We start from the raw sequence: 13,964 nt of genomic DNA on the forward strand, positions 1-13,964 counted from the left end.
ATCGCGCATGCTCCGCTTAACCCTTTCAATATTAACAGTTTTTCTTATACTCCTCCGTCCAGCCCTGGCCTCCGGCCCGTTTGAGCACGGCTGGCAGCTCGACACTGAATCCTCGGCCATCCGCTTCATATCCATCAAGAAGGGCAGCATTGCGGAGTCGAGCCGCTTCGCCGCCTTCTCCGGCAGCATCTCCGAACAGGGCGATGCCGAAATCCGCATCGCGCTGGATTCCGTCGACACCTCCATCGACCTGCGCAACGTGCGGATGCGGTTCCTGTTCTTCGAAACCTTCACCTACCCCGAGGCCACCATCACCGCCCGCATCAGCCCGGACCAGATCGCCGATCTTGCTGCAGTGCAGCGAAAGCAGGTCGAGCTGCCGGTCACCCTGTCGCTGCATGGGATCGACGCGCAGCTGACCGTGCCGGTAGCGGTAACCCTGCTGGGCAAGGACCGCGTTGCCGTGGCCACCGTGCAGCCGGTCATCCTCAAGCTGGAGGACTTTGCGCTGAACCCCGGCCGCGAAAAGCTGGAGGAAGCGGCGGGCGTCACCATCACCCCCGTGGGCCTGGTCAGCCTGGATCTGCTGTTTGACCGCACCGCGCCCGGCACCGCCTCTGTCCCCGCGGGGACAGTGACCGCAGGCGCCGCCGCAGCGCTGGAGGCCAGCGGCGATTTCAGCCGCGAGGCCTGCACCGGCCGGTTCGAAATCCTGTCACAGGGCCGCAGCGTCAACTTCGCCCCTTCCACCGCCCGGCTCGACGCCAGTTCCCGCGACTTCCTCAACAGCCTGTCGGACATCATCCGCCGCTGCCCGGGCATGATTGTCGAGGTCGGCGGCCACACCGACAGCCAGGGCAAAGCAGCCTGGAACATGGCATTGAGCGAAAAACGCGCAGCGGCGGTGAACCAGTATCTTCAGCAGAAGGGCATCCCGGCGGAGCGCCTGGTGGCCGTCGGCTATGGCGAGACGACGCCGCTGGTGCCCAACAACACCGCGCAGAACCGGGCCAAGAACCGGCGGATCGAGTTCAAGGTTTTGAACTGAACAACCGGCCACGCCTGAAAATCCATAGCTGTCCCCGCGGGGACAGCCGCAGAAAACAACCGAAGACCCGGCCCCGAACCGGGTCTTTTGTTGTTTCGCCTCTGGGGGCCACAAGAAGTTTTCCGGCCCTGTCCCCGCGGGGACAGCCTCTGAAAACATGCAAGGCCCGGCCCCTGCCGCCGGGCCTTTTCTTTTGCCGGGCCCGGTGCCGTCAGGAAAATCTTTGGCTGTCCCCGCGGGGACACCTCCGGGTTCAGGCGTTAGACAGCAGTCCACCGAGCCGCCCGGCGAGTGAGCGCCAAAGTGCTGGAGGGGCTGTTCCGCCCTTTGCCGCCGCAAGCCGCGTGTTGTCCCCGCGGGGACAGCAGCGCAAAATGGGTTCGAAATCCCCTGATCCGGCCCTGCTCCGCGGGCTGCGGCGGGACAGGCCGCCGGTGCTGTCCCCGCGGGGACAGCGCGTGAAAACCTCCCGCAATTGCGGCCGCAGATATGAAAAGGGCCCGGCATTTCTGCCGGGCCCCGGTTGTTTTCGGCCACTGTCCCCGCGGGGACAAACCCGTCAGGACGGGTCTTCCAGCGCCGCAAAGAAGGCTGCGATGGCGTCTTCCAGCTTGTGCCGGTCGATTTCCGAGAAGTCGCGCTCCATCGCCATTTCGATCTTGCCGTCGCGCGCCTGACAGCGAACTGTCCCCGCGGGGACAGTGCAGCGCAGGGTGGTCTTGGCCACGCCGGCGCGCGGCGCAGCGGGAGTGCGGGGGGCGTTCTTGCGCTTGCCCTCGGCGAAGCTGCGCAGCACCTCCAGCTCTGCCTCTTCACTCTGCGGCTTCACCCGCGCCAGCGCGTCGCGCAGCACCTGGGCGTTCATCGCATCGGCTTCCAGGCGTTTCTTCAAGTCCAGCCCCAGGGCCCGCGGGATCGCCTCCGGGTGTTTCAGCGCATCCCCCACGGCCTTCAGCACTTGGGCAAAATGGCGGATGTAGATCCGCTTCTGCCGGCCCGCAGAGGCGTAAAGGTCGTTCACCGCATCCTCGATGGTCTCCGCGCCGGTGCCGGTGTCTTCGGCATAGCGCAGCGCCAGCTGCGCCATTTCGGCGAAGGAGATGTCGCGGCGCACCAGGTTCTCATCCACCATCCGGCGGTAAAGGCTCTGCAGACTGTCGCCCTTGGCCACCAAACCTGCGGGGATATGGCCGTAGATTTCGTCCCCCGTTTCACTGAGCAGCTCCAGATAGGCCCGCATCCGGCGGTAGCCCTGGATCAGCTCATAGGTGCCGTCTTCGTTTTCCTCGACCCGGATCGGGTTGGACAGGCCAATGGATTTGATGGAGGCCTTCAGCTCATCCAGCTCCGGATCGCGCCCTTCCTTGCGGTCGCGGACCAGCTTCTGCATGCCGATCCGGCCAATCGGAATCCGGTCGACCACCAGGCCCAGCTTCTTCAGCCGCACGAACTCATGCGCCAGCCGGTCGTTCTCAGCGCGGATCTTCATTTCCGCCTCGGCACGGGTGCGCAACGCATCGGCGTTCTCGGAGATCGCGGTGGCCATCGGCCCGCGGCGCGCTTCAGACGGTTTGCGCATCCGTTGGTCCGGCTTCTGGACGGCGGTCTCCGCGGGGGGCGTCTTTGGTTCGGAGGGGTCGTTTGGTTCAGTCGGGAAGTCGATGTCGAAGACTCTGCGTTTGCTCATGCCTCATCCTCCAGATTTTCCCAGGCTTCCAGCGCGTAGGCCTTGAATTCGTCATAGGCCTGATCAAACGACGCCCGCGCACGGCGCCAGGTTTCGCGTGTCATGTCCCGGTAATCGATTTCGTAGATCGAACTCAGGAAGCGGCCCGATTGCTCGACTGCGCGGGTCATCTCGATCGGGTGCTCGGTCATTCTACCCTCGAACACCTTCATAAATGCCGAACGCATCGCACGGTGCAAATCGTTACCGCTTTCGTAACGGGTGAGGAGGAAGCGGACGTCCTGGAAAACCTTCGGCAGAGCAAATGTCCCCGCGGGGACAACACCGTTAAACGCCGACAGATCCTCCAGCGCCTCAGAGAGCTGGCCGATGAAGGAGGTGGTGGAGTCATACTCCCAGTAGCCGGGGCCGGAGGGGATATAGAGCATGTCAGCGGCGAAGACCGCGTTCATCGACTGGTAGCCGATGGCGGGCGGGCAGTCGAAGATCATCAGGTCGTAGTCCTCGGCCGGGAGCTGGTCGAGGTAGCGGGAGACCGCGGCGAAGAACGACCATTCCGGGTTCAAGTGGCGGTACTGGGCGGAGGCGAATTCCACGAAGGCCGCGTTGGCGCAGGACGGGATGATGTCGATGGTGGGCAGCTGGTCGGCTTGACGAAATCGCTGACCCGCAGGTCCTGCAGCCCCATGCCGGTGATCGCGTCGGGGAGCTGGCGCTGGGGCAGGGCGGTGCCGGACTCGGCGCCTTGCGATACCGCGTTCATCCGTTCCGTCTCGCGCACCAGGTCGCGGGCCATGATGCCCCAGACGGTGTAGTCCTCGGTGACGTCGCTGAGGCCCATGGAGTGCGACAGGGTGGCCTGCGGGTCGAAGTCGACACACAGCACCCGGTAGCCGTCCAGCGCCGCGGCATGGGCGAAGTGCAGGGCAACGGTGGATTTGCCGGCGCCGCCCTTGAAGTTGGAGATCGCCACCCGCAGCGCCCGTTTCCCCGCGGGGCGCTTGGGCAGCAGCGATTTGCGGTTGATCTTGATGCGGCGGCGCAGCTCGTTGATCTCGTCCAGCGAATACCAGCGCTGGCGGCCGTCCTCCTCGACATGGCCCTGGGGCAGCGAGGGGTCGGTGGCGAGCCGTCCCCGCAGGGTCGACTGGTTGACGCGGAAGATCAGCTCCGCCACCTCCCAGGAGGAGAACCGGCGCAGGGTCTTTTCCAGTTCGGGGGAGAAGGTCTGCTGGCGGATCCAGCTTTGCATCTTGAGAGATTGGGCCTGCATCTTGGACAGGTCTTCGTGCGTAAACATCGCTGCTCCTTAGCCTCACACGGTGTTGTTTTTTACAGCGCCCATTTCTTGCGGACGCTAATTCAGCCTCAATATCCATTTACGCCGAATTTGCAAAAAACGCAAAAGCTAATATGGTTGGAAAGAGCGTCCTGTCCCCGCGGGGACACATTTGCAAAAGGCCCAGCAGCACAAGGGCCTGGGCGATTCGGAAGGCCCCGGCCAAACGATTCGTTTCATTGGATTTTTCTGGGGTTCAGACGCCAGATTTAGGGGGACACCTCAGACCGGAACACTGCAGATTGGGGGACATTTCCGCGCGAATAGGGGACACTCAGGATGTCCCCCCATACCATTGATACCAATTTTTCTTTCGAAAAAGGGATTGGGTCTGAATTCAATTCCCGCCGGCGCTTGACAGAATCGGAATTCCGGACGCAAATCGGATACAACAAACGAATAGCGTTGAGTTCGGAGCCAAACCGGCCAGCGTAATTCCCGGCAAACCATCCGGGAGCACTTGAGGCAGCACATCCCGGCCCAGGAGGGCAGGGGGGAGAAACGGGGGCAGCAATGCTTGCCAAACGGCCTGCGGGGCGCAACGCCTCTGCGCTGAAATATGACATCCTCACGGCGATGGGGGCTTATGCGCTTGCCCAGGGCAAGGGGGCGCAGAGGCTGGTTCTGCGTTTCATGACACTGATGACCGCGCGCTACAACTGGCAGCGCGATGAACTGGCCGTCGGGCAGCGGGAGATCGCCCGGCTGTGGGACGTGGACGAGCGCACGGTGAAGCGCGAGATGGCGAAGCTGCGCGGCATGGGCTGGCTGGTGGTGAAACGCCAGGGCGCGCGCGGGCGGGTCACCGAGTACGGCATTGATCTGGAGCGGCTGCTGGCGGATACCCAGGAGCGCTGGGGGGCGGTCGGGCCGGACTTCGAGCACCGGATGCAAGGGGCGGACGAGCCGGCGCCGAATGTGGTGCCGCTGCGCCCCGGCGCGGTGCCGCCTGCGCCGGATGTGTCGGACGGCAGTGAATGGAGCCTGGCCAAGGCGGTGCTGCATGCGGAGGATCCCGCCAACTATGCCTCCTGGGTGCAGGGGCTGGAGCGCGCGGGCCGGGCAGGGGGCAGGCTGATGCTGAAGGCACCGAGCCGGTTCCATGCGAACTATGTCATGGCGCATCTGATGCCGCGCTTGCTGGCGGCTTGCCGCGATGTGGATGGCGAAGTCTCCGCCATTGTTGTGGAGGCGTGAGGCCGAAACTTGGCCCATATGGTTGAACCCCTTGGGGGCAGGGGCTTATGTGGGCGGGCAGGGGGCCTGGAACGAACGGCCCCGCGGAACAAGGAGCAGCCCGGAATGAACGGCGCGCAGGACAGGATCTGTATCATCGGCCTTGGCTATGTGGGGCTGCCGCTGGCGGCCGCATTCGGGCAGTACCGCGAGGTCATCGGGTTCGACATAGATCCGGGCCGCATCGCGGAGCTGCGCCGGGGCGAGGACCGGACCCGCGAGCTGGAGCCGCAGGAGCTGGCCGCTGCGGAGTTTCTGAAATTCACGTCGGACCCGGCAGAGATTGCGGATTGCTCCATTTACATCGTCACTGTGCCGACGCCGGTGGACGCCAGCCACCGTCCCGATCTGCGCCCGCTGCTGGCGGCTTCGGCCATTGTTGGCGGGGTGCTCAAAGCCGGTGATCTGGTGATCTATGAATCCACCGTCTATCCCGGCGCCACCGAGGAAGACTGCGTGCCGGTGCTGGAAGCGCGTTCGGGTTTGAAATTCAACGCGGATTTCTTTGCCGGCTACAGCCCGGAGCGGATCAACCCCGGCGACAAGCAGCGGCGGCTGAAGGATGTGGTGAAGGTGACCTCCGGCTCCACGCCAGTGGTGGCGGAGCGGGTGGATGCGCTCTACCGCGAGGTGGTGGCGGCGGGCACCCACAAGGCCGCCAGCATACGTGTGGCAGAGGCCGCGAAGGTGATCGAGAACAGCCAGCGGGATATCAACATCGCGCTGGTCAATGAGCTGGCCAAGATCTTCAACAAGATGGGGATCGACACTCAGGCGGTTCTGGAAGCGGCGGGCACCAAGTGGAACTTCCTGCCGTTCCGCCCCGGTTTGGTGGGCGGCCACTGCATCGGGGTGGACCCCTATTACCTGACGCATAAGGCAGAGCAGCTGGGCTATCACCCGGAGATCCTGCTGGCCGGCCGCCGCCTGAATGACGGCATGGGCGCCTATGTTGCCGGTGAGATGGTCAAGGCGATGCTGAAACGCGGGCTTCCGGTGGCGGGCGCGCGGGTGCTGGTGATGGGGCTGACGTTCAAGGAGAACTGCCCGGATCTGCGCAACACGCGGGTGATTGATGTGGTGCGGGAGCTGCAGCAGTACGGGGCTGTGGTGGATGTCCACGATCCCCATGCCGACCCGGCAGAGGCGCAGGAGGAATATGGCATTTCGCTGCTGGCCGAGCCGGGGCAGGGGGCCTATGCCGGGATTGTGCTGGCCGTCGCGCATTCGGAGTTCCGCGCGATGGGGGCGGAAGCGGTCCGTGCCTTGGGGGCGGAGGGCGCGCTGGTCTATGACCTGAAATACGTGCTGGCGCCGGAGGAGGCGGATTTGCGGCTCTAACCGGGGAATTCTCCCGCTCATCCTCGAATTGCTGTATCCTTGCTCATCGTGGCAAGGAGGTCAGTCATGAGTGACGTGCTGGAAGGCCGCTGCCTGTGCGGCGCGGTGAAAATCCGTGTGGAGGGCGCGCATGATCCGCGCGCCGGGGCCTGCCATTGCCGCATGTGCCAGCGCTGGAGCGGCGGGCTGTTCTTATGTTTCGAGGCCGATGCAGCGGCGGTGACGGTGGAGGGGCCGGTCTCGCGCTACCAATCCTCTGCCTTTGCCGAGCGGGCCTTTTGCAGCACCTGCGGATCGCATCTGTGGATGCGGGACGTGGACAAGGACGGGGAAGCCTATGATCTGATGCCGGGGCTGTTTGATGCCGCGCTGGCGTGGCCGCTCAGGTCGGAGATCTACGCCGACCGGGCGATGGCATCGGTGCGGCTGGAGGGCGGCCACAAGCGCGCCACCCGGGATGAATGGGAGGCGCAAAACCCGTTCATTGACGGCGATGTCTGAGGGCAGGCGTCAGCTGCCGACCCGCGGCAGCTTCGGGCCGCTCCAATAGGCGCCGCTGTCCTGGCGCAGGGCGTCGTAGGCTTCGATCCGGCGCCGGGCGTCCTCGCCGCCGGCAGCGATCAGATGGGTGAGCAGGCATTCCAGCACCGCCATCGCGCCGCCGATGGCGCCGAACGGGTGCAGCGAGTTGGCGGCCACGGCCAGCACATGGTCGGTGCGGATGCCGGGGGCGATCACCTCGCTGTCGGAGATCAGGATCACCGATGCGCCGCGCTCCCCCGCCAGCCGCAGCGCCTGGATGGTGCCGGCGGAGTAGGGGGCGAAGGTGATGGCGACCAGGCAGTCTCCGGGGCCGATGTCCAGAAGGTCATCCAGCGCGGCCCCCATGTGGCGGGGGACCAGCTCCAGCGAGGGCAAGGCCATACGGCCGACGTAGTGGAAATAGTAGGCCAGCGCGTAGGACGACCGGGTGGCGGTGACATAGCTGCGGCGGGCGGACGTCAGAGCGTCCACGATCGCCTGCGTCCGCCCGGCCGTCATCAGCCGCAGCGAGCGGGAGGTGATATTGAGCTGGTTGCGCGCCGCCGCCGCCTGCAGCGCGCCTGCGGGGCCTTCGCCGGCCATGCGCTCCAGCCAGTCCTGGCCAAGGTCTGCCTCATGCGCGGTGGTGAGGGCGGCGCGGAAGGGGGCGCGGAAGGCCTCGAACGTGTCAAATCCCAGGTGCTGGGCGAGGCGCACAAACCCGTTGGCGCTGATGCCGGTCCTTTGGGCCGAGGTGCGCACGGTGTCGAGGCCGAAGTCGCCGGGGTTGTCGATCACGTATTTCGCCGCCGCCTTGAGCTTGGGCGGCAGGCTGTCCATCCGGTCCTTAAGGTGCTGGATCAGCCGGGCGGTTTTCCGGGGGTCGAGATGCGGGTCCATGCGCCGTATCAGAGCAGATGTGCGGAAAATGACAAGGGCGGAACGGCTGTTATTCCGACAGGAACGCCATCAGGTCCTGGCGGGCGTGCAGGATGCGAAGGATCTCGGGGCGGCCGTGTTCCAGCCGGTAGATCACCAGATGCGCGCCGGAGGGGTGGATACGGACCGGCGGGGTGAACTCTGCCCGTTCGCGGGCCATTTCCAGGAAGTCCGCCAGCAGGTCGAACAGGGCAAACAGGCTGTCTGTATAGGCGTCTGCCTGCGCCGCGCCCCAGGTGTGCTGGCCATAGCGCCAGATGGCGGCAAGGTCGGCGCGGGCGGCGGGGCGGATCCGCCAGCGCGGCTCAGCCATTGCGGCGCATGGCAGCCTTGAAAGCTTCGGCGGTCAGCGCCTCGGACGGGCCGCTGGCGAGGCCTGCATCAATGGCGGTTTGCAGTTCGGCAATGGCGGCGGCGCGGGCCTGGTCGCGGCGGATCAGGTCGCGGACATAGTCGCTGGAGTTGGCATAGGTGCCGGTGCGGGCGCGTTCCTCGACCCAATCCTTCATCTGGTCCGGCAGGGAGACGTTCATGGTGGCCATGGGCGGGTTCCTTTCGCTGCCACAGGATATGGCAATCTTTGCCAAAAGTGCAAGAGAGGAAGCGGGAAGGTTGCCCGCCTGACGCAAAAAGCCCGCAGCTAGATGCTGCGGGCTTTTGGTTGTTGCTGTCCGGTTGGATCAGGCCGAGACCACCTTGAGGCCTTTCTCTTCCAGCGGCTCAATGCTGCCGTCTTCGCTGACGGTCACCTTCTCGCCGTGGCTGAGGCTGTCGAGACCCTTGCATGCGACCAGCATCAGGACGTCCTTTTCGCGGGCAACGATGGCCATGTGGCTGAGCCAGCCGCCGACCTCGCTGAGCACAGCGCCAGAGCGCTGGACATAAGGAAGCCAGGCCGGGTTGACCATGCGGCAGACCAGAATGTCGCCGTCCTCGAAGTCTGCAAACGCAGCCGGGTCGATGCAGCTGTCGTCTTCCATCCAGAACACCCGGGCGGTGGCGCTGCCGCTGCCCGCGACGCAGGTGCCGCCCATGGTGCCGCCGGCCGCCTTGGCCTGGGCGCCGAGCGACAGCAGTTCGCAGTCGCGCAGGGTGAGGGTGACGTCCGTGGGGGCGGATTTCTTGCGCAGCTCCTCCTTGGCGGCGCGGGCCTCTGCCAGGGCGCGCAGCTGCGCGGGTGCGGACCAGTTGCCGGACAGAACCTCGTCGAAGGTGAGGCTGAACACCAGATCCCCCAGCCCGCTGATCTGCCCCAGCGCCAACAGGGCGCGGCGCAGTTCGGCGACGACGCGCAGGGCCTCGTGCTTGGCCTGCTCCTTGAGGTCCTGGTAGGCGATGGCGATGCCGATGGTATCGTCCAGCTCATCCGGCAGGTTGGCCGGAACCGGGACGGACCCGATCGGCTCCACCGTGTTGGTAAGCAGCGATTCCAGCAGCGCCGGCGCCTCTCTGTAGCGGGGCGAGGACAGCTCATAGTCGAAGATCGAACGGTGCCCCATCAGCTGCGTGGCGCGGGCCTGGGCATCCCTTCCGGTGCAGGAGGCGAGCAGGCTGGAGGGCGCGTTGGGCAGGTCCGCGTGCATCAGGTGCGCGCGCAGGGCCGGATCGCCAGCCGCTGCCGTGCCGGCCTCGCCCATGGTGAAGCCTGCCAGGATGTTGATCTTCTCGGCCTCCAGATAGACCTCGCGGATGAACATGTCCTTGAGGGTGGAGATCGCCTCCAGCAGCTTGTCCTGGGGCAGGGCGGCGTAATCCACCGCCTGCCAGATCGCCAGCTTGTTCTTCAGCTCCGGCATCACCTCGCCGCGGAAGCGGGTGATCATCGGGTGCGCCTGCTTGCGCAGCTGCTTGGCCTTGGCGGCGGTGAGCTTGAGCGTCATGCCCTGTTTTAGCGCCACATCGACGTAGGTCTTGCCGAACAGGTTGACCAGATGGCCGTCGCGCCCTTCCGGCAGGCCATAGGGCACGCCCAGCTCGCGGCAGGCCAGGTCAACGCTGCCGCCCGGCGCCCACAGCTCGCTCATCAGCGAGAAGGAGAGCGGGGTGGGGCGGGGCAGGACCTCGGACATTTCGTCCTGTTCCAGAATGATCTGGTCCGGGTCCGCACCGGCGTAGCGGTCCAGCAGATCGCGCCATTCGGCGAGGCGGGTCTGTTCCTGCTCGGTGCCCAGGGACAGCGTGGTGATGTCGCGGCTCTGGACGATCTGGAACTGGCCGTTTGCATAGGCCCATTCCACGTCCTGCGGGCAGCCGAAGGTCTCCTCGATCTGCTTTCCAAGGGCCAGCAGCGGCGCCATGTCCAGGGTCTGGTCCTGATCGGCATCCGCCGGCAGGCCGGTGTAGCGGCCAAAGCGCAAGGAGGTCGGGGTGACGCGGCCGGACACAAGATCCTCGCCGCAGCCCTCGACCCATTCGATCATGGCCATGCCGGGGGCCATCGGGTCCTGGGTGAAGAGGACGCCGGCGTATTCGGCCTGCACCATTTCCTGCACCACGATGTTGCCCTGATCTGTGCTGTCGCCCTCGCCGGAGTAGCTGGCGGCACGTTCGGACGAGAAGCTGGTAACAACTTCGTCCAGCGCCGCGCGCATGGTGTCCGCGGTCACGTCGAGCACGGATTCAAAGACGCCTGCGAAGCTTTGATCGTGGCCGTCCTCGTTGCTGGCGGAGGAGCGCACGGCGACCGGCTTGCCGCCTGCAAGGGCAAAGACCCTGGCGGCAAAGGCGTCTTTTTTCGCATCGGACATTTCGCGGTAGTCGTGGATCGCATCGGAGCGCACGATCACGCCGCCGGGCACCGGCAGGCCGGCGTTGCGCAGGATCGACAGGCGCAGGGCCTTGTTGCCGGCGTGCTCCAGTTCTTCGGTGTAGCCCATCGGGATCACGCCGCGCGGCAGCTTGGCAAGGCGGCGCTTGTGGGCGCGCAGCGACACCGCTTCAGCCAGCGTGCGGTGCATGCCGGTGACATAGGCGCGCTGCACCAGCAGGAGCGTCAGGCTGAAGCAGAGATAGGCATTGGCGGCCGCGGTCAGGCTGAACACCATGGCAAAGAGCGCAGGCATGCCCAGCACCATCCACAGGAGTTTCTGGCGCTTGGTCTTGGCCACGGCCCAGAGCAGGTAGACGGCGGCAAGCGCACAGAACAGCACCGGCAGGATGAACAGTGGATCGGGCGCGCCGAGGTCCTCCATCCACAGGAACGGGGTTTGCAGCGAGGCGCTGGCCTCTTGTGCGGCGGAGACGCCCAGCATCATCACCGGCAGAAACAGAAGCGCGGTGAGGTTCTTCATCGGGGTCAGGCCTTTTTCGGCGTAGAACGCCTGCACCGCGCGCGCCTTGCGCACCGGGTCATGGGCCAGTTTCGCCTTCAGCGCCTTCATCTCGTCCGCGGTTTCATTGGTGATGATCTGGTCGCGTTCGGATTTCAGCGCCACCGGAAGAACCAGAATGCGGGTCACGATGGACAGCGCCAGAAGGCCCAGCAGGATATGGCTGCGCTCATGCACCCACAGCAGCGCGGCGGCCAGCGCCGAGATCGCCTTGTCCCAGAGGCCGGTCTGCTGATCGGCCAGCCACGCCTGCACATGCGGCTTTGGCTTGGGTGCGACAAAATATTCCCAGGGCAGGGTGTAGCGGCCGCGGAAGTCGATGCCCTGCTGCGACAGCTCCAGCCCCAGCACCTGGCTCATGAAGCAGCTGCGGCGGTCATAGCAGGCGGCGATGGTGGGTTTGTCCGGGTCCAGTTCCGCGATGCGCTCCATCAGGTCTGCGGTCGTCATCTTGCGGATCGGGATGTTGACGGCGCCGGGCAGATGGCCGGTTTCAAAGTCGCCGGGATAGCGGGTGTCGACGATCTGCAAATCCTCGGTGGTCAGCAGGTTCGTGAAATCATCGGTGCTGAGCAGCACGTCCTTGCCCGGATAGTCCGGAATCGCCCGCAGATCGGAGAGGGTTTTCACGTCCTTGTCGGAGAACGCGCGCCCCTCGACGATCCATTTCTCGATGCCGCCGGCGATGAAGCTGCAGTCGATGCCCATCGCCGCCAGCTTGGCGCAGGTTTCCGAGCTGCGGTTGCCGTTGTGGCAGAACAGCACGACCTTCTGGCCGGGCTTGACCGGCTGGCTCTGGACGAAATCCGGAAAGCGGATATGGGTCGCGCCGGGCAGGGTGCCCATGGCGTTCTCGCCGGTTTCGCGGATGTCGTAGAACAGGGTCGTGCCGTCTTCCAGCGCCGCCGCGGCCTCGGCGGTGCTCATCGCCAGCGGATGGTCCTCCTGCTTGGTGAAGCTGGTCTCTTTGAGCGCGGCGTCCTTGATGGTGGTGCCGTCAAACTGCGCCGGCCGGGTCAGGGTTGCCTGCAGTCTTGCCAGTTCCTTCTGCTCATGCGAGGAATACTGCCAATAGTTACCAGCCGCCAGCGCAATGGCCGCCAGAACGAGCACAGAAATCAGCTTGACCGGGTACCGCCGCGGAGTTCCGCCCGGTTTGGGGGTAAAACCAAGTTTTGCCGCAACGACAGCGCCGAGGCCGGAAACCATGGCAATTCCAACAGCCAGCACCTGCGACAGCGAAGAGACCGAGCCGATGACCAGCTCCGGCGAGGGGATGGCCAGAGCCGCGACCGGGACTGCTGAAAAAAGTGCCGTCAGCACAGTGATTTGCACTGAGCGGTGGCGGGACCCTGAGGTTCTGTGGGGCAAGGTGGTATTCTTCACGGCGTTTCCTGTTGAGCCAGTTCTATCGGGCATTCTGAATTGTGGCGAATTTGCCTAAAAGATTACGAAAATCTTACTGAACCGTTAATATAGAGGACGGAGAATAAAAGAACCGCAAAATTTTTCCAAGAATTGGAGGCGCGTTAACATTGTATTCTTAACCATGTGGCATGTAACGAGGGTGGAAAGGCCCGCCCGCTATGCCAGCCGATGTCAGTCAGGAGGCTAAAGCCGTGAAGTTGTTTGCGTGGATCATTGGTATCATTAAGCTTTTCCTGGGCTCGCTGCGGGCAGCGGCACCGGCTGCTGTGCTGTCCGCGTGCCTTGCGCTGTGGTTTCCGGGGCCGGGCCAGGCTGGGATTGAACTGGTCTTCGGAACCTATGCAGCGGATAAACCTACTGCAACGGTTAAAAAGTACCAGCCGTTTCTCTCCTTCCTCGCCGGACGCATGAGCGAAGAGCTGGGCGAGCCGGTGTCGATCCGGCTGAAGATCGCCAAGGAGTACGGCGAGGGGATCCGCCAGCTGGCCAGCGGCGAGGTGGATTTCGCCCGTTTCGGCCCGGCGTCTTACGTGCATGTGATGCAGGAAAACCCGGGCATCCGGATTGTCGCGATGGAATCCAAGAACGGCGGCAAGCGGTTCAAGGGGGTGATCGTGGTCCACAAGGACAGCAGCGTTCAGGCGATGGAGGATCTGGCCGGTCTCAGTTTTGCCTTCGGGGATGAGCTGTCGACCATCGGCCGCTATCTGGCTCAGGAATACCTGCTGAACGCCGGTATCAGCAGCGCCGATCTTTATGAATTTGCCTATCTCGGGCGTCATGACCTGGTCGGGGAGGCGGTGGGCGCAGGCCGGTATTCCGCAGGCGCCCTGAAGGAGAGCACCTATAAGAAGCTGGTCGCCAAGGGGGTGCCGATCCGGGTTCTGGCCTCGTTCGACAATGTTACCAAGCCCTGGCTGGCGTCGTCGCAGATGCCGGAAAACGTGCTGGAGGCCATGCGCAAGGTCATGCTGTCCTCGGAGAACGAGGAGATCGTGCGCCGGATTTCGAAGAACGGGTTCCTGCTGGGGGACGATCAGGATTATGACATCATCCGCCGGGCAATGGAGCGCAGCCTGGCATTTTAAAGGCGCC

The 13,964-nt window shown here is 64.6% G+C and carries 10 protein-coding genes and 1 pseudogene; 5 read left to right on the forward strand and 6 right to left on the reverse strand.

Features of this window, described 5'->3' with window-relative positions:
- Positions 1-7: 7 nt before the first annotated feature.
- Complete coding sequence (locus DAEP_RS0120935; protein WP_027246067.1) at positions 8-1,048, forward strand: OmpA family protein; 1,041 nt, start codon at positions 8-10, stop codon at positions 1,046-1,048.
- Positions 1,049-1,607: 559 nt separating this feature from the next.
- On the opposite strand, the gene DAEP_RS0120940 is transcribed toward DAEP_RS0120935, so the two are convergent.
- Positions 1,608-2,735: a ParB/RepB/Spo0J family partition protein gene (locus DAEP_RS0120940; RefSeq protein WP_027246068.1), complete on the reverse strand. Its 1,128-nt coding sequence runs from the start codon at positions 2,733-2,735 to the stop codon at positions 1,608-1,610.
- Positions 2,732-4,035, reverse strand: a pseudogene (locus DAEP_RS23120) (AAA family ATPase). Before DAEP_RS23120 ends, DAEP_RS0120940 begins: the two are co-directional and overlap by 4 nt.
- Before the next feature lie 552 nt (positions 4,036-4,587).
- Between DAEP_RS23120 and DAEP_RS0120950 the strand changes: the two are divergent.
- The 3 genes from DAEP_RS0120950 to DAEP_RS0120960 all read left to right on the forward strand — a co-directional run bounded on the left by DAEP_RS0120950 (position 4,588) and on the right by DAEP_RS0120960 (position 7,152).
- On the forward strand, positions 4,588-5,271 hold the full coding sequence (locus DAEP_RS0120950) for a hypothetical protein (RefSeq protein WP_027246069.1): 684 nt from the start codon (positions 4,588-4,590) through the stop codon (positions 5,269-5,271).
- A gap of 105 nt (positions 5,272-5,376) precedes the next feature.
- A complete protein-coding gene (locus DAEP_RS0120955; protein ID WP_027246070.1) occupies positions 5,377-6,651 on the forward strand; it encodes a nucleotide sugar dehydrogenase in 1,275 nt (424 codons plus the stop codon).
- Between the two features lie 66 nt (positions 6,652-6,717).
- Positions 6,718-7,152 (forward strand): GFA family protein, encoded by a 435-nt coding sequence (locus DAEP_RS0120960; RefSeq protein ID WP_027246071.1) that lies wholly within the window; start codon positions 6,718-6,720, stop codon positions 7,150-7,152.
- A gap of 9 nt (positions 7,153-7,161) precedes the next feature.
- Here DAEP_RS0120960 and DAEP_RS0120965 read toward each other — a convergent pair whose 3' ends face one another.
- From DAEP_RS0120965 to DAEP_RS0120980, 4 genes are all read right to left on the reverse strand, one after another.
- A complete protein-coding gene (locus tag DAEP_RS0120965; protein ID WP_027246072.1) occupies positions 7,162-8,073 on the reverse strand; it encodes a MurR/RpiR family transcriptional regulator in 912 nt (303 codons plus the stop codon).
- Between the two features lie 49 nt (positions 8,074-8,122).
- A complete protein-coding gene (locus DAEP_RS0120970; RefSeq protein WP_027246073.1) occupies positions 8,123-8,425 on the reverse strand; it encodes a type II toxin-antitoxin system RelE/ParE family toxin in 303 nt (100 codons plus the stop codon).
- Positions 8,418-8,654: a type II toxin-antitoxin system ParD family antitoxin gene (locus DAEP_RS0120975; RefSeq protein WP_027246074.1), complete on the reverse strand. Its 237-nt coding sequence runs from the start codon at positions 8,652-8,654 to the stop codon at positions 8,418-8,420. The genes DAEP_RS0120970 and DAEP_RS0120975 overlap by 8 nt, the downstream gene beginning before the upstream one ends.
- Before the next feature lie 138 nt (positions 8,655-8,792).
- Positions 8,793-12,860 (reverse strand): PEP/pyruvate-binding domain-containing protein, encoded by a 4,068-nt coding sequence (locus DAEP_RS0120980; RefSeq protein ID WP_425411789.1) that lies wholly within the window; start codon positions 12,858-12,860, stop codon positions 8,793-8,795.
- Between the two features lie 200 nt (positions 12,861-13,060).
- Here DAEP_RS0120980 and DAEP_RS0120985 point away from each other — a divergent pair, with 200 nt between their 5' ends.
- Complete coding sequence (locus tag DAEP_RS0120985) at positions 13,061-13,957, forward strand: PhnD/SsuA/transferrin family substrate-binding protein (protein WP_027246076.1); 897 nt, start codon at positions 13,061-13,063, stop codon at positions 13,955-13,957.
- Positions 13,958-13,964: the final 7 nt, after the last annotated feature.

The organism is Leisingera daeponensis DSM 23529, from assembly GCF_000473145.1.
Taxonomy (GTDB): Bacteria; Pseudomonadota; Alphaproteobacteria; order Rhodobacterales; family Rhodobacteraceae; genus Leisingera; species Leisingera daeponensis.